This window comes from Verrucomicrobiaceae bacterium (genome assembly GCA_016713035.1).
Lineage (GTDB): Bacteria > Verrucomicrobiota > Verrucomicrobiia > Verrucomicrobiales > Verrucomicrobiaceae > Prosthecobacter.
Map to the genome: position 1 here is coordinate 1,537,878 of JADJPW010000001.1, position 23,337 is coordinate 1,561,214.

General features: G+C 59.3%; 25 protein-coding genes. 8 read left to right on the forward strand and 17 right to left on the reverse strand.

The window, feature by feature from the left end; translation table 11 throughout:
• Window positions 1–132 precede the first annotated feature (132 nt).
• The 12 genes from IPK32_06580 to IPK32_06635 form a co-directional block, all read right to left on the reverse strand.
• A complete protein-coding gene (locus IPK32_06580) occupies window positions 133–999 on the reverse strand; it encodes a tetratricopeptide repeat protein (protein ID MBK8091643.1) in 867 nt (288 codons plus the stop codon).
• 40 nt (window positions 1,000–1,039) lie between these two features.
• Window positions 1,040–2,017, reverse strand: a complete 978-nt coding sequence (cysK, locus tag IPK32_06585; protein ID MBK8091644.1) for a cysteine synthase A — start codon at window positions 2,015–2,017, stop codon at window positions 1,040–1,042.
• Between the two features lie 56 nt (window positions 2,018–2,073).
• The gene (locus IPK32_06590; GenBank protein MBK8091645.1) at window positions 2,074–3,240 is read right to left on the reverse strand and encodes a pyridoxal phosphate-dependent aminotransferase; all 1,167 of its coding nucleotides are present in this window, start codon (window positions 3,238–3,240) and stop codon (window positions 2,074–2,076) included.
• A gap of 137 nt (window positions 3,241–3,377) precedes the next feature.
• The gene (locus IPK32_06595) at window positions 3,378–4,529 is read right to left on the reverse strand and encodes a M20 family metallopeptidase (protein MBK8091646.1); all 1,152 of its coding nucleotides are present in this window, start codon (window positions 4,527–4,529) and stop codon (window positions 3,378–3,380) included.
• A 27-nt stretch (window positions 4,530–4,556) separates the two neighbouring features.
• Entirely contained in the window at window positions 4,557–5,504 is a 948-nt protein-coding gene (locus tag IPK32_06600) for a bifunctional riboflavin kinase/FAD synthetase (protein MBK8091647.1), read from the reverse strand.
• Window positions 5,505–5,568: 64 nt separating this feature from the next.
• Complete coding sequence (locus tag IPK32_06605; GenBank protein ID MBK8091648.1) at window positions 5,569–7,443, reverse strand: hypothetical protein; 1,875 nt, start codon at window positions 7,441–7,443, stop codon at window positions 5,569–5,571.
• A 51-nt stretch (window positions 7,444–7,494) separates the two neighbouring features.
• A complete protein-coding gene (locus tag IPK32_06610) occupies window positions 7,495–8,247 on the reverse strand; it encodes a translation initiation factor IF-3 (GenBank protein MBK8091649.1) in 753 nt (250 codons plus the stop codon).
• A gap of 627 nt (window positions 8,248–8,874) precedes the next feature.
• Window positions 8,875–9,618 carry an acyl-CoA desaturase gene (locus IPK32_06615; GenBank protein MBK8091650.1) on the reverse strand — a complete coding sequence of 248 codons (744 nt, stop codon included), beginning with the start codon at window positions 9,616–9,618 and terminating at the stop codon, window positions 8,875–8,877.
• A gap of 193 nt (window positions 9,619–9,811) precedes the next feature.
• Window positions 9,812–10,093 (reverse strand): hypothetical protein, encoded by a 282-nt coding sequence (locus IPK32_06620; GenBank protein MBK8091651.1) that lies wholly within the window; start codon window positions 10,091–10,093, stop codon window positions 9,812–9,814.
• Between the two features lie 21 nt (window positions 10,094–10,114).
• The gene (gene aroE, locus IPK32_06625; protein MBK8091652.1) at window positions 10,115–11,032 is read right to left on the reverse strand and encodes a shikimate dehydrogenase; all 918 of its coding nucleotides are present in this window, start codon (window positions 11,030–11,032) and stop codon (window positions 10,115–10,117) included.
• Between the two features lie 62 nt (window positions 11,033–11,094).
• Window positions 11,095–11,391 carry a hypothetical protein gene (locus IPK32_06630; protein MBK8091653.1) on the reverse strand — a complete coding sequence of 99 codons (297 nt, stop codon included), beginning with the start codon at window positions 11,389–11,391 and terminating at the stop codon, window positions 11,095–11,097.
• Entirely contained in the window at window positions 11,384–11,644 is a 261-nt protein-coding gene (locus IPK32_06635; protein MBK8091654.1) for a hypothetical protein, read from the reverse strand. The genes IPK32_06630 and IPK32_06635 overlap by 8 nt, the downstream gene beginning before the upstream one ends.
• Window positions 11,645–11,973: 329 nt before the next feature.
• Between IPK32_06635 and IPK32_06640 the strand changes: the two genes are divergently transcribed.
• The 6 genes from IPK32_06640 to yndJ (IPK32_06665) all read left to right on the forward strand — a co-directional run bounded on the left by IPK32_06640 (window position 11,974) and on the right by yndJ (IPK32_06665) (window position 16,270).
• Window positions 11,974–12,831 carry a ThuA domain-containing protein gene (locus IPK32_06640; protein MBK8091655.1) on the forward strand — a complete coding sequence of 286 codons (858 nt, stop codon included), beginning with the start codon at window positions 11,974–11,976 and terminating at the stop codon, window positions 12,829–12,831.
• 53 nt (window positions 12,832–12,884) lie between these two features.
• Window positions 12,885–13,865: a glycosyltransferase family 4 protein gene (locus IPK32_06645; GenBank protein ID MBK8091656.1), complete on the forward strand. Its 981-nt coding sequence runs from the start codon at window positions 12,885–12,887 to the stop codon at window positions 13,863–13,865.
• A gap of 14 nt (window positions 13,866–13,879) precedes the next feature.
• Window positions 13,880–14,428 carry a DUF1990 domain-containing protein gene (locus tag IPK32_06650; protein ID MBK8091657.1) on the forward strand — a complete coding sequence of 183 codons (549 nt, stop codon included), beginning with the start codon at window positions 13,880–13,882 and terminating at the stop codon, window positions 14,426–14,428.
• Window positions 14,415–15,143 (forward strand): YndJ family transporter, encoded by a 729-nt coding sequence (gene yndJ, locus IPK32_06655; GenBank protein MBK8091658.1) that lies wholly within the window; start codon window positions 14,415–14,417, stop codon window positions 15,141–15,143. The genes IPK32_06650 and yndJ (IPK32_06655) overlap by 14 nt, the downstream gene beginning before the upstream one ends.
• A 97-nt stretch (window positions 15,144–15,240) precedes the next feature.
• Window positions 15,241–15,921, forward strand: coding sequence for an IS5 family transposase (locus tag IPK32_06660; protein MBK8091659.1), 681 nt, complete (start codon window positions 15,241–15,243; stop codon window positions 15,919–15,921).
• Window position 15,922: 1 nt separating this feature from the next.
• Window positions 15,923–16,270: a YndJ family transporter gene (gene yndJ / locus IPK32_06665; GenBank protein ID MBK8091660.1), complete on the forward strand. Its 348-nt coding sequence runs from the start codon at window positions 15,923–15,925 to the stop codon at window positions 16,268–16,270.
• Here yndJ (IPK32_06665) and IPK32_06670 read toward each other — a convergent pair.
• The 4 genes from IPK32_06670 to IPK32_06685 all read right to left on the reverse strand — a co-directional run bounded on the left by IPK32_06670 (window position 16,240) and on the right by IPK32_06685 (window position 20,303).
• On the reverse strand, window positions 16,240–17,676 hold the full coding sequence (locus IPK32_06670) for a sulfatase (protein ID MBK8091661.1): 1,437 nt from the start codon (window positions 17,674–17,676) through the stop codon (window positions 16,240–16,242). The two genes, yndJ (IPK32_06665) and IPK32_06670, sit on opposite strands and share 31 nt — an antisense overlap.
• Window positions 17,677–17,750: 74 nt before the next feature.
• Complete coding sequence (gene bioD / locus IPK32_06675; GenBank protein ID MBK8091662.1) at window positions 17,751–18,437, reverse strand: dethiobiotin synthase; 687 nt, start codon at window positions 18,435–18,437, stop codon at window positions 17,751–17,753.
• Between the two features lie 29 nt (window positions 18,438–18,466).
• Window positions 18,467–19,375, reverse strand: coding sequence for a thioredoxin family protein (locus IPK32_06680; GenBank protein MBK8091663.1), 909 nt, complete (start codon window positions 19,373–19,375; stop codon window positions 18,467–18,469).
• Entirely contained in the window at window positions 19,353–20,303 is a 951-nt protein-coding gene (locus tag IPK32_06685; protein MBK8091664.1) for a hypothetical protein, read from the reverse strand. Before IPK32_06685 ends, IPK32_06680 begins: the two co-directional genes overlap by 23 nt.
• Window positions 20,304–20,429: 126 nt before the next feature.
• On the opposite strand from IPK32_06685, the gene IPK32_06690 reads away from it, so the two are divergent.
• Together IPK32_06690 and IPK32_06695 are read left to right on the forward strand one after the other, a co-directional pair.
• Window positions 20,430–21,431 (forward strand): GHMP kinase, encoded by a 1,002-nt coding sequence (locus IPK32_06690; GenBank protein MBK8091665.1) that lies wholly within the window; start codon window positions 20,430–20,432, stop codon window positions 21,429–21,431.
• Window positions 21,432–21,468: 37 nt separating this feature from the next.
• The gene (locus tag IPK32_06695) at window positions 21,469–22,023 is read left to right on the forward strand and encodes a YaeQ family protein (protein ID MBK8091666.1); all 555 of its coding nucleotides are present in this window, start codon (window positions 21,469–21,471) and stop codon (window positions 22,021–22,023) included.
• Between the two features lie 12 nt (window positions 22,024–22,035).
• On the opposite strand, the gene IPK32_06700 is transcribed toward IPK32_06695, so the two are convergent.
• Window positions 22,036–23,325 carry a 2-oxo acid dehydrogenase subunit E2 gene (locus IPK32_06700; GenBank protein MBK8091667.1) on the reverse strand — a complete coding sequence of 430 codons (1,290 nt, stop codon included), beginning with the start codon at window positions 23,323–23,325 and terminating at the stop codon, window positions 22,036–22,038.
• Window positions 23,326–23,337: the final 12 nt, after the last annotated feature.

The window sequence follows — 23,337 nt, forward strand, 5'->3', positions numbered from 1 at the left end:
CGAAGGTGCAATGAGCAAATCGGTGCTCTGGCTTCCCGTGGAGCTACTAAGGGCCACCAAGTCCCCATCCAGACTAGGTGGAGGGGAATTCGGGGCTTTTCGACTTCAGTGACCAGAGAGTCTCTGTGCACTTTACTGCTTGGGAGCTGCTGGAGCGGGAGCTGGTGTCGGAGCAGGAGCGGGGACTTCGACGGGAAGAGAGGTGGCGCTTTTGGGGGCGGGGGGAGGGCTGCCAGGAGGGGCGATGTCGGAGGAGAGCTTCATTTCTGGCAGGCCGGGAAGGCTGCCGCCACCTGTGACGGAGGGGATTTTGAACTCGGGTTTGGCGGGCTCTGTGGACTTGGGAGCAGGTGGCGGATCGACTTCTTTGGTCGGGAGATTGGCGGCGAGCCAGTCGAGGCGAGTTTTGCTGGTTTCTTCAAAGGTGGAGACGCCTGGGTATTTGGAGGTGGCGTCTTCGTAGGCTTTTTTGGCCTCATCGGCTTTGCCATCTGCCCAGAGCATGTCACCGAGGCGGATCTGTGCCAGCTGGGCGAGGTCTGTGCCTGCGAATTCGCTAAGGACACGCTCAAAGCCTGCTTTGGCATCTGCTTTGTCCCCCATGGCTTCCTGCTTGGTGGCGAGGGCGAGCACGGTCTGTGCGTAGGCGGGGTGGGTGGCGTTTTCGCTGATGAATTTCTTCAGCGCATCGACGGCGGAGGTTTTTTCGTTCTTTTCCCAATGCAGGTCTGCCTTCAAAAGGAGGGCGTTGGCAGCGGCTACGGTGCCGGAGTGGTTTTTGATGACGAGGTCGCAGTCTTCGGCAGTTTTTGCGCTGCTGAAGGCTTCTGAGGCGGCATCTGCGGCGGCTTGCTGATTGCTACGAATGAGGCCCCAGGCGACTAGCGCGGCGATGATGACGAGTCCGGCTAGAAGCAGCTTTTTGAATTGTTTTTCGAGTGCCTGCTCATCAGCGGGCGTGTCGAGGGCGGCGGGGTTGTTGGAGGGTTCGGTACTCACTAGATTTTTCTCGGTTCTCGGTTCTGGGTTGCCGGTTGTATTAGGCACCTACTTTGGCGCGGGCCTCGTCTGCGAGGGCGGTGGAGAGGTAGCGCTCGCCAGTGGAGCAGGCGACGGTGACGATGAGCTTGCCGGCATTTTCTGGGCGCTGGGCGACCTGGATGGCGGCGCAGACGTTGGCCCCGGTGCTGATGCCGACGAGGATGCCTTCTTCTTTGGCAAGGCGGCGTGCCATGGTGAAGGCTTCGTCGTTGCTGATTTTGATGCACTCGGTGATCTGGCTGTTTCCGGTGCTGTCTTTGAGGTGGAGGTTCACTGGGACGAAGCCAGCTCCGGTGCCCTGGATTTTATGCGGGCCTGGCTGCACGGGCTGACCAGAGAGTGTCTGCGAGATGACGGGGGAGGCATCTGGCTCGACGGCGATGGCTTGGAAGCTCGGTTTGCGAGGTTTGAGGGCCTCGACGACGCCCGTGATGGTACCACCAGTGCCTACGGCGGAGACGAGGATGTCGATCTTGCCATCGGTGTCGTTCCAGAGCTCTTCGGCAGTGGTGCGCATGTGGATGGCTGGATTGGCCGGATTTTCAAACTGCTGCGGCATCCAGGCGTTTGGCGTGGCTTTGACGAGTTCCTCCGCTTTGGCGATGGCACCCTTCATGCCTTTTGGCCCTTCGGTGAGGACGAGCTCCGCGCCGAGTAGGGCGAGGAGGGTGCGACGCTCCAGGGACATGGTCTCTGGCATGGTGAGGATGAGTTTGTAGCCTTTGGCGGCTGCGACAAAGGCGAGCGCGATGCCGGTGTTACCACTGGTGGGCTCGATGATGACGGTGTCGGGCTTGAGGATGCCGCGTTTTTCAGCGTCTTCGATCATGGCCATGCCGATACGGTCTTTGACGGAGCCGAGTGGGTTAAAGAACTCACATTTGAGGGCGATAGTGGCATTGAGCCCCGCTGTTACCTTGTTGAGCTTCACGAGTGGCGTCTTGCCAATGGTTTCGACGATGTTGTTGTAGATCATAAGAGTAAGGGCGGGGTTAATGTTACGGGATGGTCAAAGGGCCGCGTGGCGGCGGATTAATGCTGGGCGCAGAATTCCTCAAAGCGGTCCATGCCGGAGTTGATGATCTCCAGGCTGGTGGCGTAGCTGAAGCGGATGGTGTGCTCGGCTCCGAAGGCGACGCCTGGGACGGCGGCGACACGCTGCTTGCTGAGAAGTTTTTCGCAGAAGTTCACGCTCTTGATGCCGGTCTGCTCGATATCGACGAGGAAGTAGAAGGCACCCTTTGGCTCGACGACGCGGACTTTTTTGATGTTTTGCAGGCGGCTGAGCATGTATTGACGACGGACGTCGAACTCATCACGCATGTCGGCGACGATCTGCTGATCACCCTGGAGAGCGGCGAGGGCTCCGTATTGAGCAAAGGTGGTGGGATTGCTGGTGGTGTGGCTCTGGATGGTGTCGATGGCGGTGGCGATGGCCTTCGGTGCGGCGGTGTAGCCGAGGCGCCAGCCGGTCATGGCGTAGGCTTTGGAGAAGCCATTGATGGTGATGGTGTGGTCGTAGATTTCTTTGCTGATGCTGGCGATGGAGACGTGCTTTTCACCGCAATAGACGAGTTTCTCATAGATCTCGTCGCTGAGGATGATGATGTCTTCTCCTGCGGCGATCTCACCGATCTGGGCCAGCTCTTCTTTGGAGTAAACGCTGCCGGTGGGGTTGCCAGGGCTGTTGATGATGATCATCTTGGTGAGCGGGGACATGGCGTCCTCGAACTCGCTAGGGGTGATCTTCCAGTCGTTTTCGCGCTTGGTTTCGACGATGACGGGGACGCCGCCGACCATGCGGACCATTTCTGGGTAGCTCGTCCAGTAGGGTGCAGGGATGATGACTTCATCACCAGGATTGACGACGGCGAGGATGGCGTTGTAGCAGGAGTGCTTGGCACCGCAGTTCACGCTGATCTGGGAGGGCTCGTATTGGAGGCCGTTGTCCACGAGGAACTTGGCGGCGATGGCTTCGCGGAGTTCGAGGATGCCGGCGCTCTCGGTGTAGCGGGTCTGGCCTTTATTGAGGGCATCGATGGCAGCAGCAGTGATGTGCGCGGGGGTATTGAAGTCAGGCTCTCCGGCTCCGAAGCTCAACACGTCGATCCCCTGTTTCTTGAGCGCCTTCGCCTGGGCGGTGATGGAGAGAGTCATAGAAGGGGCGACTTCGGCGATGTTCTTGGCAATGAAATCCATAAAAGGTACGGGGGGATGTAAAAAGGTGGTTGGGATCGGGGGCCGCCTACAAAGGCGGGGAAGGCCCGGTGGTCAAGTCGGCAAGATGGTCAAGGACGGCGAGCTTTTGCTCCGCCCAAGAGGCCCGTCTATGGCCGTCAGGCATGCGTACCTCCTCCGAAGCGCTGGGCGGCAGCGCGGTAAAAGGTGACGGCTTCTTCGACTTGGGCACACTCGACATACTCGATGGCGGCGTGGGCCTGATCGATGCTGCCGGGGCCAAAGAGCACCGTGGGGATGCCCAGGCGGGCGAACTTGCTGGCATCACTGCAAAAGGGCACTCCGCACACGCCATCCTCCCGCTGCATGCTGCGCAGCACATCCTGACAGAGATGGATGAAGGGATGGCCCGCATCGGTCTGAAAGGGCCAATCGGAGAGCATCGGGGGCTCCATTTCAGCGAGCACCTCTGGATGATGCTGCATGAGTGCATCTAGGATACCCTGGTAGTGTGCGAGGACGCTTTCGAGCTCTTCACCTGGGAGCAGGCGGCGGTCGATTTCGATGACGGCCTCATCCGGGACGAAATTGACCTGCACGCCACCGCGCATGACGCCGACGTTGCAGGTGGCCGGACCGAGCAGGGGGTGCGGGTGGTTTTGCAGGCTGTCGTGGTCGTTTTGCAAGGCGAGGACGACGCGTGACATGGCGGTGATGGCATTGATGCCGAGGTGGGGCTTGGCACTGTGTGCGGCCTTCCCACGGGTGCGGATGCGCCAGCGCACACAGCCTTTGCTAGCGATGACGCAGCGCATTTCTGTAGGCTCTGCGACGATGGCGGCACGGGCTTGGAGGCCCTCACAGAGCTTCACGACACCACGGAAGGAAAACTCCTCATCGACCACGGCGGCCATCCATACATCACCGGGTGGTTTTTCGCTCGATGCGTGGATTTCTGCTGCGGCATGCATCATGGCAGCGAGTCCGGCCTTGTCATCGACGCTGCCGCGTCCGTAGAGCCTGCCATCACGCACGACGGGGTCAAAGGGGGCAATGGTCATGCCTTTGGTGGATACGGTGTCCATGTGAGCCTCCAGGATGATGGGCGGGGTGGTGCTGCGACCTGGCACGCGGGCGATGACGTTGTTCCGACCGGGGAAGACTTCTTGCTCCCTCACCTCGATGCCGCGCTGCTCGAAAAAACGCCGCACGTAGGCCGCGACGCCTGCTTCACCCGGACCACCTTCATAGGCGCTGTTGACGCTGTTGATGCGCACGAGGTCTGCGAGGGTTTCGAGGACGTGTGACATGACTTGGAGTCGGTTTCTGAGGTCGATTTAAGAGGTTAGCAGCGTGCGTGCTGTTGCTGCATCACGAGCGATCTGGGCGGTGAGGCTATCCAGATCGGTGAATTTTTGCACATCTCTGAGTTTTTGCACAAAACGAACTTCCAAGTCTTTGCCGTAGCAGTCACCGCTCCAATCGAGCAAATGCACTTCGAGCCCCGGATCGGCATTTTCGGCCACGGTAGGCTTAGTGCCGAGATTGGCCACGCCGGGCAGCCAAGGGTCATTTTTGTGCAGTCGGGCGTGGACGGCGTAAACGCCTGAGGGAGGGAGTTGCTCGTTTTCCACCTCCACATTGGCGGTGGGAAAGCCGAGCTGGCGACCGAGACGGCGGCCTTCGACGATTTTCCCAAAAACGCTGTACTCATGCCCGAGCATGCGTGCTGCGAGGGCGAAATCTCCGCTGGCGACGGCCTCGCGGATGAGAGTGCTGCTGACGGTGGCCCCCTGGATGCACACGGGCGGCACACCATAGACGGCGAATCCATGCTCACGCCCGAGATCCGTGAGTAGATGGATGTCTCCCTCACGCCCTCGTCCGAAACTCCATGCATAACCGACGGCGATGCAGCCGAGGGGCCGCGCGGCACGCACGAGGTGCTCCACAAAGGCCCGCGCGGGTGTTTTGGCAGTCTCTGAGGTGAAGGGGCAGACCAGGAGGCACTGCACACCTGCTTCCTCCAATATGCGGCGCTGATGCTGTGCGCCGCAGAGCAAGCGGGGAGCGGCACCTGGCCGCAGCACACGCAGCGGATGCGGATCAAAGGTGAGGACGACGGCGGTGCCTCCATGCGTGCGTGCATGCTCACTGGCTGCACGGATGACCTCCTGGTGGCCGAGATGCACTCCGTCGAATACGCCTACGGCCAGGGCCACCGGCCCCGGCACGGAGGAGAGTTCATCAATGCTGTGCAACACGCGCATGCTGCTTTCTTTCATGGCGCGGAGTGAGGGGAGTGAAAGAGGAAAGAGGCCTCATTGAGCGGTTCTCGCACCGCGGCACTCATTTGGTGCCCTCGAAGCGGCGACGTAGCTCATTGAAGTAGCGGCGGACTTGAGCACGGCGTGCGGGAGGGAGGGCGGCTTCATCCAGAGCGGCTTCTTCGGCCTGGAGGGCATCCAGGGCGGTGGGTGCGGAGGTAGGAGCTGCGGCCTTTTCACCGCTGCGCTGGCCACCGGCGACGCTGCGGGTGGTGCTTTGCCCTTCATTGCCAGATTGGGCTTGGACGACGCTTTGCTGCGTGGTGTCGATTTTTTCGGTCGGGGTGTTGTTGAGCTCGGCTTTGCCTGCGCCGGGCTTATTGCCGCCTGCATTGGGGGCATTGACGCTGATGCTGGGGCCACCACTATCCTCGCCACCGGGGAGGACGACGATGGGGGATTTGTCATCTGGCTGCGGCGGTGGCATACCGGGGACGGGAGCGATGAGCATGGGCTGGCCTTGATTGACTTGGCCTTCACCGGGCTGCTGGCCGGGCTGGCGCTCGGCGAGTGTCATCATGTTTTTTTGCTCCCCCTGGCCGCCCTCGGCTCCAGGTTGGGGCTGCATCATCTGGTTTTGGCCTTCCTGGCCACCGATGCCGGGCGGTGTGAGCATTTGCTGCTGCTGGCCGGCACCTTGCTGCCCTGGCTGGGACTGTCCGACCTGCTGGGAGGCTCCAGGTTGGCCTTCTTGGCCGGGTTGGGCGGATTGACCTTGTTGGCCGAGCTGCTGCACGTCGCCGGCTTCGCCGGTCATGGCCCCTCCAGCTTCGCGGAGCTGCTGGGCGAGCTGGCGGAGCTCGTCACGCGCCATTTCACGGAGTTGCTGCTCACGCAGTTTTTCGGCGAGCTTTTGGAACTCGGCTCCTGCCGCTTTGGGATCTGCGGATTGCATGTGATCGGCGGCACGCAGGACATGCCCACCGACGACGCGGCTGCGATCGGCCTCCTCAGCGGCTTGTTTCACGTCTGTGAGGGTCTGCGTCATGCGCTGGCTTGCCTCTGGTGGCAAGGCGGTGTCTTGGAGGGTCTGTGAGAGCTTTTCGGCGGCTTGGACGGCGTTGGCGGTCTTTTTTGCCGCGATGGCGTCTCCGAGGTCTGCGGTGTCTGCGTGGTTGCGTAGCTCGCTAACGAGCGGATCGCTGGCCCAGGCGTCTTTTTCTTCGGTGAGCTGATTGGCGGTTTTTTCGGCTTCGCGTGCTTGGCGTTCGAGTTTGGCTAAAAGCTCGCGGGCATCCTTTCCAGAGGCATCGGTGAGCTCTGCGGCGGTTTCTGCGACGCGTGTTTTGAGCTCTTCGATTTGTTTTTTCTCTTGGGCATCGAGGGCGCTGAGTTTCTGCGCATCGAGAGGGTGCTGCTGCAATTCACGGGCGGCGCGGGCGGCCTGTGCGGCCATTTCATCATCGACGAGGAGGGTTTCTGCACGCGGAGTACGCACCGCGCTGATGAGGGTGCCGAGGAAGACGAGTAGGAGTGGTAGTGCGAGCCAGCGTGCGGGCCGCAGAGGTAGATCACGGGCTAAAGCGGGCAGGGCGGCGGGTAGGGCGGCTTTTTGCGCTGCGAGATGGACTTGGGCGGCATGGCTGGGCTCTTGGTGCGACTCGAACCACCAGGCGGTGGCAAAGGCCTCACGCCTGCCTGCGGCGGCATCCCAGAGAGCAAGGGCGCTGAATTCACCAGGCCGACGCAGCCAAGTGATGAGTAGGCTACCAGCGGTCCAGAGAAGCCACGCGAGCCAAAGGGCCGTGATGATGCCTGCGCCACCACGCCAGGCGAAAAGAAGGAGCAAAGCCAAAAGCCCGCTCACGGGCCAAAGCGTGCGCTCCAGGCACGAAAGCCAGCGGCGCAGTGTGACACGCATGCAGACGCGGCGGGCGGTTTCGGTGAAGGTGGGCATACCACCGATGAAAGGGCAAAAAGCCCGGTCTGAAAAGAGCCAATTACGACTTCACCCGTTACTCCAGGGGCGGCAGCATCGGAGCGCGGGGTTTTGGCGGCTGGGGAGCTTTTTCACTTCGATGGGGGCTTTTTTGACCTCCTGGGATGCGGGTGCATCCTCAGTAGGAGCAGGCTTCTCATCTTCATGGTCGTGCTCGTCCTCCTCATCGTGCAGGTCTTCACGCGGATCGTGACCTTCCTGGAACTTGGAGTCATGATGCTCGGTGATGCCTTTGAGATGGGCTTTGAACTTGCGGTGCCTCTGCTGACCTGGGAGCGGGCTGATCTGCATGTTGATGTTTCTCCCGGCCATTTTCGGAGCTTGGTCACACTGCCCCATGGTCTTGAGATCTTCGCTGATCTTTGCCGCGAGCTTGTGGCCGAGCTCCTGGTGGGCCATCTGGCGGCCACGGAACTGGAGCTGGATGCGCACTTTGTGCCCTTCTGCGAGGAAGTCCTCGGCATGGGTGATTTTGATGAGGTAATCGTGCGGGTCGATGCCGATGCGGAACTTCAGTTCCTTCACTTTGCCGCCCTTTTGATGCTTGTGGGCCTCTTTCTTGTGCTTTTCCTGGATGTATTTGAATTTGCCGTAGTTGACGATTTTGCACACGGGCGGGTCAGCCATCGGGGCGACCTCGACGAGGTCGAGTCCGCGCTCTTTGGCCAGCCGCAGGGCCTGATGCGTGGCCATGATGCCGTATTGATGATGACCTTCTTCATCGACGACGCGAACTTTTGGAGCACGGATGCGCTCGTTGATGCGATAAAGCTCATTGCTATGGCGTCAGCGGTCGCGATCACGGCCACCTGGGCGATTGCCACCGCCGCCAGATGGTGGGCGGGAGCCACCACCCATCGGGGGCCTGTTTTGTCCCGGAGGGCCGCTGACTCCACCACCGAAGCGATTTCCACCTGCGCCAACAGCACCACCTGCTCCGACACCCCCGATGCCCGGTGGGCGTGGAGGACCACTCCCTTGCGGACGCGGAGTGAAGGTTCCTTGTTGCTGCGGCCTCGGCGGGGGGGGGGCGAAGTTACCGCTGTTCAGGGTTTGGAATGGATTGCTAATGGTTGACCTCCAGGTGTGTTGGGATTTTCCAGCTCGGGTTCATTCCCGGCAAGGAAAGGGTACGGAAGACGGCACGCTGTTTCACTCATATCAGCATGGGGCCGCCTGTGGCATGCGACGCGTCCCTGTCCTCCGGTGAACCGGATGATGGTGGCGCTGGATCGTGTCTATCATGCAAGAAAGGAAATCGGGAAAAAGCCTCCTCGGCGGCTGGATTCAGCCAGGTGCGAGAGGCATGCGCATTTTACGCAGGATATAATAGGAGCTTTCAAAGAGAACGGCAAGATTTCATTTCTATCTCGCTAAATCAGACCCCGCTCAGGCTGCGGCACCGCCCCCACGGCTGCCGTAATGCCCCGCCACGACTTCTGCGCTGGGTTCTTTGATGTCATACACAATGTGCAGCCACCCGAGCACCCGCAGGACGTAGTAAGTGATGTCGATCTCCCACCAGCGGAAGCCCTGACGGGCACAGTACTGGTAGTAGTGATGATTGTTATGCCAGCCCTCTCCCAGCGTCAGGATGGCGAGGATAAGGGAGTTTTTGCTCGATTCGCCCGTCTCGTAGCGCCGTGTACCGAGCATGTGGCAGAGGCTATTGATGAAGAATGTGGTGTGATAAAGTACCACGGTGCTGAGACAGAAGCACCAGAGGAAGGCAGGTAGCCCACCCAGCCCGAAGCACACCAAGATCAGCGCCAGCGGTGGGATGAAGTGATATTTGTTCAAAAAGACGAGTTCGGGGAACTTCGTGAGGTCCTTCACTCGCTTCTCATCATAGTCCTCGTAGTCAGGGGCGAGAATCCAGCCCACATGTGCCCAGTAAAAGCCCTGTTGTTTCACGCTATGAATGTCCTCTGGCTGATCGGAGTGCTGGTGATGATGGCGATGATGTGCCGCCCACCAAAGTGCTCCCTTTTGCGCTGACATACCGCCGAGGAAGGCCAACACGAACTGGAACCAACGGCTCGTCTTGTAGGAACGGTGCGAGAAGTAACGATGGTATCCACCAGTGATGCCGAACTTCCTCACGAGAAAGAGTCCCAGTGCTGTCCACAGCATCCAGGGCTCTGGCTTGAAGAAAAAGGCCAACAATGCCAGTGCGTGAAACGAAAAGAAAAGAAGAGCTCCCGGGGAGAAGTAAGAGGCTTTGACCACGAGCGTGACGATCTAGGGTTTAGCTAACAGAGAAATGGTGGTGATAAGGTGCGAAAAAACGCCACTCATGGTGCCCGAGACCTCGCTTTTCGCAAGCTCAATGATCCTTCCCGCAAACAAGGCACATAAAACGATTGCCCCGGCCTTCGATCTCGTAGCTACGCCCACCACAGAAGGGACACCGCACGGCGAACCACGCCCGCACCGCCCAGCGTGCAAACATGTAGGCCAAAATAAATACAACCAGTAGCGCTGCGATGAGCACCCCCTGCTGCATCTTAAACCAAAACTGGAGCAAGCTCGCCAAGTAACACACCACCGCCGCAAAAATCGGCGGCCCTAGGAAGCTCAGGATGAAGTGCTGGGAGGAGTTCAGCATGGAAAAGAATGCGCCGCTATCCTATCGCGATGAATCAGCACTACGCAAGCCTGCACGCATCGCTTCTAGCGGTGCCTCACCGCCGAACCAGTGCTCGAAGGAGATCGCCCCCTGGTGCAGCAGTAGGGAGAGCCCATCTGCTGCCTTTGCCCCCACACGCCGTGCATCAGCCAGCAACGGCGTCTCTCCCCCCGCACGATAAACCATGTCATAGACGCAGTGCCTGCTCTCTAGTGCCTCGGCTGGCAACAACCGCTCATCGCTCTCCTTCATCCCCAGTGATGTCGCATTCACGATCAGATCACATTGCGCCAGCTGTTGCCCCAATTCCGCTCCATCCATGGCCACCACGCCTACTTGCGTCGTAGGGCTGATCTCTCGGATCTCCTGCATCAGAGCCAGTGCTTTTTCCTGAGTCCGATTGGCCAAAAGAATCTTCCCGCAGCCCACCAGCGCACTCTGTACAGCCACCGCACGGCCCGCGCCGCCACCAGCACCCAGGATCAGCACACGCAGATCCCGCACCTCGACTCCAAAGGCCTCTCGCACGCTGCGCAGGAAGCCGGGGCCGTCACTATTGTAGCCATGCAGCACCCCATCTCGGATCGCCAGCGTATTGACCGCACCGAGCCGCTGCGCCAGCGGATCGACCACATCCACCACATCCAGCGCCTCGAATTTATGCGGAATTGTCACATTCACTCCCAGGAAGCCCAGCGCCGCGAAACGCCGAAAAGCCTCCCCTACCCTGCCCTGCGGCACCTGCACACGGATATACTGCGCCTCCACACCGCGAGCCCGCAGCGCCGGATTATGCATCTGCGGACTGCGTGAATGCGCGATCGGATCACCGATCACCGCCAGCCGCGCTGGCGGAATCAGCCGTTGCATCGCCACTGCGTCGCCCATCAGATCATCGAATGTCAAAAACTCGCCCATGCGCATGTCTTGGCGTGAAACAACAAAGTGTCAAAGCGAGTGACCACTAACCGGAGCCAAAGCTAGCTCTCCTCTCGGTAGATTGCCCACCCATAAGCCCCAGCGATCAAGGGAGCGATCAAAAAAACAACCCGGAGAGCTACGTCGTTAAGCATTTCGCGCTCATGGAAGCCACGGGATGAGGTTGGTCCCGAAAAATATGCCTCCACCACCATGGCTGCCAACAACAGCAATAAGAAGCTTCCTAGCAATATGAAGGCTGGCTTGCGAGGACCTGAGATCAATCCACTCACAATCGAATAGAGCGAGCCCAGCAAGAGAATGATCAGCCCAATTAAAGCAGGTGTTTCGTCATTCATTATCGGAAGGCTGGTCTGAATCAAGGTTCATAAAATTGCGTTGAGCCTTGTACGCAAAAACGCCAAACAACGCCGCAGGAAGCCCGATGGCCATCTTTTCATCTCTTTTTCCCAGCACGCCAAAAAAAACGCCAAGCAAGCTTGTCATCAGCAAATATTTCCAATGTGTGCCGCCAGTGTTGCGAAGGCCATATATAGCAATGAACAAAGGAAAGAAGCTGAACAACAGCATGTAGAAAGACCATTTTTCCATCACAAGCTCATGAACGTCTTGGATTGACGACGCGAAGGTAATTGCCGACAAGAATAGCATAGTTGAAAATACGAGTTTACGAACTCAGTCTCAAGCACTTTCCCACCGACCCGTTGGGCGAAGAATCACGGGGCGCACCCCTCGACTCGCCTTCCCTCCACGCTGCATCGCCACTGCGTCGCCCATCAGATCATCAAATGTCAAAAACTCGCCCATGCGCATGTCTTGGCGCAGAACGCATCCGTGTCAAAGCGCCCGCAATTTTCCCCTCGACACCCCGTTTGCATTCAGCCAGCACTCATGCCTTCCAAGAAATCCCTTCCATCCTCATGAAACTCCTCCTTCCCCTCCTCACTCTCGCCGCAGGTATTTACCTCGCCGCCGCGGCCGATACAGCCGTCAAGCCCCTGCGCATCCTCATCGTCGCTGGCGGCTGCTGCCATGACTACGCCCAGCAACCGATCGCCCTCAAAGAAGGCATCGAAACACGGCTCAATGCCATCGTCGACATCGCCTACAACCCCGACAAGAGCACCAAAGCCACCTTTGAAATCTACAAAGCCAAAGACTGGGACAAAGACTTCGACGTCATCATCCATGACGAATGCAGCGCTGACGTCACCGATCCCGCCTACGTCGGAGCCATCCTCGGAGCCCACAAAGCAGGCAAACCCGCCGTCAATCTCCACTGCGCCATGCACAGCTACCGCTGGGGCAATTTCCGCGAGCCTGTGAAGCCCGGTGCCGACAATGCCGGCTGGTACGAATACCTCGGTCTCCAATCCACTGGCCACGGCCCCCAGCAGCCCATCAGCATCACCTTCACCGATAAAGACAGCCCCATCACCCGTGGCCTCGAAAACTGGACCACCATCAACGAAGAGCTCTACAACAACATCCAAGTCCTCACCGGCAAGCCACTCGCCTCTGGCAAACAAATCGTCCCGCCCAAAGCCAAAAAAGGCGAGCAACTCCCCCCTGATGCCAAACCGACCGAGGCCAACGCCGTCGTCGCCTGGACCAATGAATACGGCCCTAACAAAACCAAAATCTTCTCCACCACCATCGGCCACAACACCGCCACCGTCATGGATCCACATTACCTCGATCTCATCACCCGCGGTCTCCTCTGGACCACTGGCCACCTCACCGAAGACGGCAAACCCGCCGCTGGTTACGGCAAATAAAACGCCCCCGTGGCGACGAAAGCGCCTACCCCGCACCTACGTCGGTCCACTTCATGCGCATCGCCATCCTACACTACTCCAAGCCGCCAACCATCGGCGGCGTGGAGCGTGTCATCGGCCAACAAGCCAGCGCCCTGACTGCACTGGGGCATCACGTCGAAATCCTCACCCGGCAGGAATGGCATGATGCCGCATGGGACGTCGTCATCGTCCATAATGTCTTCACCATGCCCTTCGATCTCGCATGGACACATGAATTGATCGATCTCGCTGCCCAGGCCACCCACACACGCTGGGTCAACTGGGTCCATGACATCCGCTGGAGCGAAAAAGTGCCCCACGCACTGCATGTGGCCGTTTCAGAGCACCGGCGCCAGCAATACGCCCAAATCACGTCAGAGCCGATCACCCTCATTCCGAACGGATGTGACGCTGCGGGCATCTTGGGCCTCACCCAGCGCATTTCCGCCCTTCAGCTCGAAAAAGCCCCCCTCGTCCTCCTGCATCCCACACGCTTCGTCCGCCGCAAAAACATCGAAATGGGCCTACGCCTCCTCAGCGAGCTACCAGAGGCACTTTACATCATCACCGCCGCCCCAGATCCGCATCAGGGCGATGGACGGCTCTATTTTGAAGAACTCGCCACTTTGGCCGAAAAGCTCGACGTGCGTGAGCGCGTCCTCTTCCTCGGAGAATCCGCTCCACTCAGCGACGACGACGTACGCAGCCTCTACCAGCTCGCCGATGCCCTTTTCTTCCCCAGCACGCAGGAAGGATATGGCCTCCCACTCATCGAAGCAGCGCTGCACCAGCTCCCCATTTTCTGTTCTGACATCCCAGCCCACCGAGAGGTCGCCCCATCAGAAGCCACCTTCTTCCACCTCACCGATTCCATCCCAAGCCTAGCTCACAAGCTCCGCTCCCACCCTGCCGTCCAGGCCCGCCAGCAGCGCCGCCAACTCATCGCCCGCCTCGACTGGCCCAGACTCCTCGAAACCAAACTACTCCCCCTGTTTTCCAGAACAAAGCCATAGGCCACCCCTAGAACATGCTTTCTCTCCGAGAACCGAAAGTCGAAAGCCTGCGCAAAATGCTCTCCCATTGGGCAAATCAACCGCTGAGCTATCGACCTGCAGACCTGCCCAAAGGTGGCTTCATCGCCGACGAACACCGCGTGAGACTCGGCACAGGACAAGAGGCTTACGCAGCCGCAAAACAGAAACTCGATGCCTGGGTCATGTTTCCCCAATGGGCACGCATCATCCAAGCGACCGAAGGCCAACAAGCGAGCACCCTCGTAGCGATGGTCGTGCGCATCTGCGGCCTATGGTGGATCAATCCATGCCGTATCCTGCGGCGGCATGATGGAGCCATGACCCACGGCTTCACCTACGGCACCCTGCCCGAGCATGCCGAGTGCGGGGAGGAGATGTTCCTCATCGAAATGCAGACGGATGGAAGCGTGTGGTATGTCATCCGAGCATTCTCTCGTCCACGGCATTGGATGGCATGGCTCGCCTTTCCACTGGCACGGTGGTGGCAGTGCCGCTTCGTACGTGATTCACAAAGGAGGATGATGACCGATGAGTGCTCATGAACAAAACACCGACCGATCCGAGTGGGCTGGCTGTGTATTCACCGCATTACGTGTGCTGCTCGTCATCTTCGCCGGACAGCTTTTGGGTGAAGGCTGGGACAAGCCGCAGTGGATCATGTGGATGATCCTCATCTCTGGTGGACTGCTAATTCCAATCGGCAGTGCTTGCTTGGGCACATCGAGCCGTCGGCTATTCGGAGGGATGCTTGCCTTTAGCATGACCCTTGTTCTCTTCCAGGCCCTGATAAGACCCGTAGGTCGTGAATCGACATTGCTGGCCGCAGCATGGCTCGTTTGGTGCATGCTATTTGCGCTCATTTCCTGTCTCAGTCTGCTGAAGGAGCCTCTGCGTGATGCTGGGTGGCTATGCAGAGTCGCAGCAGCCATTTCGCCCATCGTAGGCGCAGCGTGGCTGGTTGCACATCGAGCAAACTGGATGCCGCTGGGCTTTGATCCGCTGATTGTGTTGCTTACGGCGGCGCATTTTCATCATGCCGGCTTCACCCTGCCGCTAATGGCAGGACTGAATGCACGGAGTCATCCGGGCTGGTGGACAAGCTCCTCCTGTGTGGCCGTGCTGGCGGGAGTACCACTGGTGGCATCGGGAATCACCTGCACACACCTGGGACTAGGCGGTGTCTTCGCAAATGGAACGCATTTTCTGCAAGGTTGGTGCAGGGCTGAAGTTGAAAGGCTGCCATGTTCAACAAACTGACCCGGAGTCTGCAAACCGCCCTGCGTGACAGGGCTTCTTCATTCATTCTGTAGTGCAACAACGCTGGGCAGGGCGAAGAGGGCGCAGGCCTAAAATCGTGGCTCTGCATCTGGAGGCTTTCTTCCACATCCTACGCACTGGTGATCCATGGAGAGACCTGCCTGTGCGCTATGGGCTCTGGACAACGGTCTATTCGCAGTTCAGGCGCTGGTGCCTCTGCGGGGTGTGGGACGCGCTGGTGGCGTGGTTGGGCAAGAAGGCCAAGGGCTTGCTGCGACATGTCGATGGCAGCTACATCAAAGTCCATCAGCACGGTCTGCAAGGACCTAAGCTGCGGCGTGAGCAGCAGGCCATCGGGCTGTCGCGTGGAGGGATGACCACCAAGCTGCTGGCTGCCGTTGATGAAGACGGCCTGCTCTGCGACTTCGTGTTGTGCGCGGGCAATTTCCACGACCTCACCGCCGTCCGTCTGATGCTTGAGTCCTTTCGCGGCACGCATGTGGTAGGCGACAAAGGCTTCGACAGCCTAGCGTTCCGTCAGGCACTCATGGAGCACGGGGCCGCTGGCAGCACGATCCCGCGCAAAGGCTACCAGACCCTCGACGAGCAGCCACAGCCCTTTGACCGCCAGCATTACGCCAAGCGCCATCTCGTCGAAAACTTCTTCCAGCGCATGAAGGCACACAAGAGGCTTGCCATGCGTTCGGAGAAAACAGCCTCTTCCTTCGCAGGCTTCATCTCTTTCGCCGCACTCCTGGACAGAACTCTCCAGGCTTGATTTGCGAAGACACCGCCTAGGGCTCTGGGTGGAGCCCTGCGGAGTATTCATCTTATCACTCGGAGCCATAGGCGTGGCGATAGCGCAAATTCAGCGCAGCCTCGAAAAAGAGCACGCACTCTGGGTGCGGGCTAGTTTTGCCCTTTCCGGCGCATCATTGCTAGCCGCGATGATTTTAGCCCTGGGTTTCGGCCTCCGGCATGTCTTCCCCCACCTCGCACTCACGATGCCCCAAATGTGGGCCACACATAGCTCGCTAAACGCATTTGGCTTTGGTCTCTGCGGCCTAGTCGCATGGAATGCCTCCAAGCGGCATGCTTACTCTTTGGCCTTGGCCGGCTTGCCGTAGTAGGGGAACTTGTCCCAGTCGTCGTTGTTGGGATCGACACGCGGATCTAGCGTGCTCTTCATCCACTCGTCCACGCGAGCGCGGAGTTGCTTGAGCGTAGCAGAGAGCTTGGGGTCAGGGGCGAGGTTGTGAAGCTGAGCCGGATCGGAGCGCAGGTCGTAGAGCTCCTCGGGTGGGCGTTTGCCAAAGATGAGGGCGATGTGCTTTGCAAAGGCGGGCTCATTTTGATGAGCGAGAAGGAAATCCTTCACTCGCGTGGTGTCCACATCACCGAAAGGACGACCATGAAGAAAGTGCACATCTGGATCGCCCGCAGGCCAGCGGTCAGGACGGAGATTACGGATGTAAAGGAAGTCGTGTGTGCGTATGGCCCGGCAGGGATAGCTCTGGTTATCATGACGCACATTGGCGTGGCGCTCGCGCTCGATGAAGACAGCATCGCGGACAAGACGGAGGCCATTGCCAAGAATCAGCGATTTGATGCCGCTCATCGTCATCGCGCGTGGCACGTCGATGCCAGCGAGTTCGAGGAATGTCGGTCCCAAGTCGGCGACATTGACGAAAGCATCGACTTCGCCACGAGCATGCTTTTCTCCCCAACGCACGGCCAGTGGCACACGCGAACCGGCGTCGTAGCAATTGGCCAAGCCACGCGGGAGCTGCCAACCGTTGTCGCTGGTGTAGATGATGACGGTGTTGTCGAGTTGGCCACTTTTTTCGAGCACGGTGATGGCGGCGGCGGCTTCCTCGTCCATTTTCATCACGCCACCATAGTAGTTCATCAGGTCATCTCGCACCTCGGGGCAATCTGGCAGCTCGGCGGGAATGGTGAGCTTTGACGCATCGAGCTTTTGCTTCGCGAGGTCGAGATAGGGCAGTTTACCGGCCTTGGTGGCCGTGTCCGTGTTTCCAAGCCAGAAGAAAAAGGGCCGTGCGACATCATGCTTGGCATGAAACTCAGCGAAGTCTTTGTACTTCGTGCCCACAGGGTTTTCCTTCCAGCCGGAGATCTCGTGATTGCCTGGCGACCAGCCTTTGCCAGTAAAGCCTACCTCATATCCAGCCCCACGCAGCAGATCGGTGACGATGGGCGTGTCCTTCGGAAAGGCGCTATACAAGCTCGCTCGCCCACCGAGCTGATGCGCCACTTTGCCGGTGAGCAAACAGGAGCGAGTCGGTGAGCACGATGGCACGGGGTTGAATGTATGGGTGAAGAGCACTCCCTCCCGTGCGATGCGATCAAACGCGGGCGTCTTCGCCATCGGATCACCGAGAATGCCCGCAGTCGGCCACTTCCAGTTGTCACCGATGATGAAGAGCATGTTCGGCCGCGAATCGGCAGCATGGAGCAATCCTCCGAAAAACATCAAAAAACAAAGCAGCCAGGATGGTGTGAGGCATTTCATGATTGAAACAGCGGTGAAAGCAAAATCAGGGCAAGCTCGGCCATTTGCAGGCGACCTCGTGGCGAGAGAGCAGTTCAGGTCTCTGGGAGGACGCTTTTGAGAGGACTGGCAAAGGAGAGCAAGGAGGCTGGTAGCTCCAACTCGGTCTCGCCGTGCATGATTTCTGCCAGGATGGGCACATCGGGGAGGAATTTTTCCAGGACGAGGCGGTTGCTGATGCTGGCGGGGTCGCGTTCGTCTTGGACGTGATTGAGGATGAGGCCGGCGCAGGTGAGGCCACGGGCCTGGATGTTCCGCATGGTGAGCAGCGTGTGATTGAGGCAGCCTAGCTTGTTATTGACCACCACGATGATGGGCAAAGCTAGGCGCTGGGCGAAGTCCGCCATGGTGGAGAATTCGTTGAGCGGCACTTCCCAGCCTCCGGCGCCTTCCACGAGCACATGATCATGCTTGGCGGCCAGTGTGTGGAACTGCGCGAGGGCTGCATTCACATCCAGTCGGCGGTTTTCCATCAAAGCGGCAGCGTAGGGCGCAGCGGGCACTTTGAGCCAGACGGGATTGATGTCGTCCAGCGTGAGCGTGTCGGCTGTGTGGCTGGCATTCATGAGGTGGATCACATCTTCACGTGATCCACAGACAAAGGGCTTGTAGCCCAGCGCAGTTCTTCCTTCTCGTTTCAGGGCCTCCAGCAGCAGGCAGGTGACGTAGGTCTTGCCTGCATCGGTATCGGTCCCTGTGATGAAGAAGTGCGGTGCGGTCATGATGGGGCTGTTTGCGAGGCTGATCTTTTTTACTTCGAGGGGATCTGATTGAGTGCAGCGCTGACGTTTTGTTCACTGAGGAGCTCGTCGTTTTCACCTTGGAGGATGATGGGCTTATCATTACCAGGTAGGTAGAGCAGATTCAGCGGCACGGCGGCGCGGCCGAAGCTCTCGAGGGCTTTCTGGATGTCTTCATTGGGCAGTGTCCAGTCGGCACGCATGAGGACGACATTTTTGTCGCTGATGAGTTTTTTGACGGCGGGGATTTTGTACACGCTTTTGTTGTCCTGGCAGGTGGCGCACCAGCGGGCGGTGAAATCGACATAGACGGGGTCTTTGAGATCACGGTGGTATTTTTCCAGTTTCGGTGACCACTCGACCCACAGCGGCGCGGGTGGCGAATTCACCGCGAGCATGAATCCGCCGATGAAGAGCAGCAGGGTCATGAGGATGGCGATGAGGCGTGTGCGCGGCTTTTTGTGCGGCAGGAACCAGCGGCCATAGACCCAGCAGGCGGCAGCAGCGAGCACGAGGCCCAGCAGGGCATCAAGGAACTGCTCCGAGTCTGCTAAGCCGTCGTAAATCCAGATCATGTAGGCGACAGTGCCGAAGAGCAGGAATGACATGCCTTGCTTGAAGCTCTCCATCCATGCTCCAGGCCGTGGTAGCCGCGAAACGAGTGAAGGAAAGATGGAGAGCAGTAAAAAGGGCAGCGCCAAACCCAGTGCGATCACGGTGAAAAAGAGCAGCGCCGAGCTGAGGGGCAAACTGAGCGCAAAAGCCAGTGCGGGAGCCAAAAACGGCGCGGAGCAGGGTGTGGCGACGATGGTGGCCAGGAGTCCGGTGAAGAAGGAGCCGCCGATGCCGCCTTTGGATTGCAGCTCTGCCCCTACACCGACGGCGGAGGTGCCGATCTCAAAGACGCCGGCCATATTCATGGCAAAGGCGAGGAAGAAGAAGCCGAGTCCGAGCACAAAGCCCGGTGATTGGAGCCTGAAAGCCCCAGCCTTTCCCCAAAGTCACGACGAGAATGGCCAGTGCCCAAAAGGAGACGAGCACGCCTGCGGTGTAGGCGAGGCCGTGCTTCACGATCTCGCGTCGCTCACCGCCTGCTTGCTGCACGAGGCTCATGATTTTGATGCCGAGCACGGGGAAGACGCAGGGCATGATATTGAGGATCAGGCCACCGAGCAGAGCATAGAAGAGCAGCTTCATGAAGTCTGCGGGCGGTGCAGGCGCGGCAGCTGCCTCGGCAGTGCTCTCCGTGACAACCGCTGGTGGTGGTGGTGGCGTGGAAGATTCGATGAGTGCTGGTGAAGGCGCAGGCGGTGGTGTGGCAGGCTCTGTCTTGACCGCAGCTGGTGCGGTGGGAGTAGGAGTGGAGGCACCCATTTGGAGGTTTAGGTTGGCCTCTTCCAGAAAGGGGAGGCAGGTCTTGTCGTCACAGACGAGGCCATCGACGGTGGCTTTGAGCTGGAAGCTGCCCGCGATGGCCGCGGCAGGCGGCGTGATGCGCACAGGCAGCTCCACGGTGCCCTCAAAACCCTCACTCGCTTTGCCAAAGGACGTGAAGGGCGTGGGTGCGGGCCAGGGCTGCTCATCGAGCTTCCAGCCTTCCGGCAGGGTCCATTTTACGGTGGTGGGCTTGCCGATGACACCTGGGGCGAGCTTTTGGCCATAGGTGTGAAAATGCGGCTCATGCACCAGCCGCACCGCCGCACGGAAGGGCTGCCCCGGCATAGCGGCATCGGAGATGAGTGTGACGGCGACATTCTTTTTGGCGGGAGATTTCAGATCGAGATCAAAACTCTGCCCACGGACAAAAAGGGTGCTGAGAAGGATAAAGGCGGCGACGAGGCGTTTCATGGTGCGTATGCGGTGAGATAACGGCTTCTGGGGAATATTCCATCTCCACGCTCACGGCTTGCCAGCATTTCAAACACCGCCTAGCTTCTGCGCTTTCCTCCCGCACCCCCTTTTCCTTTTTTCTGCATGCTGATCCAATCGAGAGCCTATGCCCGCGCCGGTCTGGTGGGGAATCCCTCCGACGGCTACTTCGGCAAGACCATCTCTTTCATCATCCGTGACTACCACGCGGAGGTCACGCTCTATGAAACGCCAGAGCTGCGGATCGAGCCGAATGAGCGCGATCACAGCGTCTTCGGCAGCATCGAGGAGCTGGTGGTGAATGTGCGGCAGTTCGGCTACTACGGCGGCATTCGGCTGCTCAAGGCCTGTGTGAAGCGCTTCTTCGAGTACTGCGTGAAGCACGGCATCGACCTGCATGGGCGGAATTTCACCCTGCGTTACGGCAGCAATATCCCGCCTCAGGTCGGCATGGCGGGCTCCAGCGCCATCATCACAGCCTGTTGGCGTGCTTTGATGGAATTCTACCAAGTCGAGATCCCCAAGCACATCGTGCCCAGCCTGGTTCTGAGCGTGGAAAATGAGGAACTAGGCATCCCTGCGGGCCTCCAGGACCGTGTGATCCAGACTTATGAAGGCGTGGTCTTCATGGACTTCAATCGCGCCAGCGTGGAGCGGCTCGGTCACGGCATTTACGAAGAGATCGACCCGAAACTGCTGCCCTCCGTGTATGTGGCCTTCACCACCCAGCTCAGTGAGGGCACTGAGGTCTTTCACAATGACATCCGTGGCCGCTGGAACCGGGGTGAGCGTGATGTGGTGAGCGCCATGTATCAGTGGGCGAATCTGGCCCACCGCGTGCGTGACATGCTGATCGAAGGCCGTGGCCGCGAGATCGGCCCGCTGCTCAATGAGAACTTCGATCTGCGCCGCCGCCTCTATAAAATCAGCCCTGGGAATGTCCAGATGGTCGAAACCGCACGCGAGATCGGTGCGAGCGCGAAATTCACCGGTAGCGGCGGTGCCATCGTCGGCACCTACGAGGATGAAGCGATGTTTGAGCGACTGAAAGCCGCCCTAGAGCCGATGAAGGTCGCCGTCATCAAACCACAAATCCTACCGATCTGAGCCCCTACGGGCCGAAAATCCTCCTCCACCGACACGCATGGCCCTGAAGGCGATCATTTATAAAGCGAAGGTCTCCTTCTCCGATCTGGATACGAATCGCTACGCCGATCACGAGCCCATCACCATCGCCCGCCATCCATCGGAGACGGAGGAGCGCATGATGATACGACTACTCGCCTGGGTGATGAATGCACCCGAGAACAATGACCGAGGAACCCTCGAGTTCGGCAAAGACATGTGGGAGGCCGATGAGCCCGCACTCTGCCAGAGCGATCTCACGGGTGCCCTGGAGCACTGGATCGATCTGGGGCAGCCAGAGGAAAAGCGCCTCGTGCGCTGCTGTGGCCGCTCACGGCGAGTGACGGTGTATAGCTTCAGCAACACCACCAGCACCTGGTGGGCCGGAGTGGCGGATAAAATGTCCCGCGTGAAGAATCTCACTGTCTGGCAGCTCGCACCCGAGCAGTCGCAGGCACTCGGCAGCCTCGCGAATCGAGCGATGGACCTACAGATCACCCTCCAGGACGGCATTCTCTGGATCAGTGAAGGCGAACGCAGTGTGGAGATCACGCCCGTCCGGCTATGCCTGTGACGGCACCGCGGCTCACACCAGCATGAGCGCGGGATTTTCCAGGAGCTTGCGCATCTCTGCCAGGAAGGTAGCCGCTACGGCACCATCCACGACACGGTGATCACCGCTAAGGCCCACCCACATGCGCTGTCCGGCCACGATCTGGCCTTTATCATTCACCACGGGCACCGCACGGATGCTGCCGATAGCGACGATGGCTGCCTGCGGAGGATTGATGATCGCAGCGAACTGATCGATGCCAAATGCACCGAGGTTGGACACCGTGATGGTGCCGCCCGCGAAGTCATCGGGGCTGAGTTTTTTGTTCTTGGACTTACCGGCGAGGTCTTTCACCGCCTGGCTGATCTCCAGCAGCGTTTTCTTCTCCGCCTGCTTGATGACGGGAGTGACCAGACCGTCCTCGACGGCGATGGCGACGCTGAGACCGACGGATTTGAATTTCACGATGGCATCACCATCCCACGCGGCATTGATGGCAGGCTGGGCCTGTGCGGCGCGGATGACAGACTTCAGGATGAAGTCATTGACGGTGTACTTATTGCCACCGGTCTTCTCACTCGTCGCATTCAGATGAGCGCGGAACTCCATGAGCGGTGCCGCGTCGATCTCCATCTGGAGGTAGAAGTGCGGGATCTGCGTCTTGGAGGCGAGCAGGCGCTCGGCGATGATGTTGCGCATCGTGCTGGTGGGCACGCGTTCGTCATCGGGACCAAAAGTGGGGCGGATCGCTGGTGTGGCAGCCACACGGCCTCCAGAGCCGCCAGTGGGTGCATTTTCGACATCCTCACGCACGATGCGTCCACCAGGACCTGTGCCGATGAGGCCACTGAGATCCACACCACGCTCTGCGGCGATCTTTTTGGCCAGCGGGGAGGCCTTCACGCGTACATTCGCATTGCCAGCGGCAGCGCGGGATTTGTGCTGCGGAGCCTGTGGGAGCCGTGGGCCAGCGGTGGCTGATTTTGCGGCGGAGCCAGCGGGCTTCTTCTCTGCGGCAGGTGCAGGAGCAGCGGCAGCCTGGGCTTTGGCGATGAGTTCATCCAGATTGGCCGGTGCAGCCTCATCGTCATCCAGGACGACCGCGATAGGGGCACTCAGGGGCACTTTAACGCCGGGCTGGACGACGATGTGATGTACCACGCCCTCGAATGGGCTGGCATACTCCATGGTGGCCTTGTCTGTTTCGATGTCAGCGATGGCTTTGCCGATGGTGATCTTATCTCCCACTTTGACGAGCCACTTTGCGAGGGTCCCCTCGGTCATGGTGTCACTGAGTTTGGGCATTTCGACGATTTTGGGCATGGGGGGAAAGGG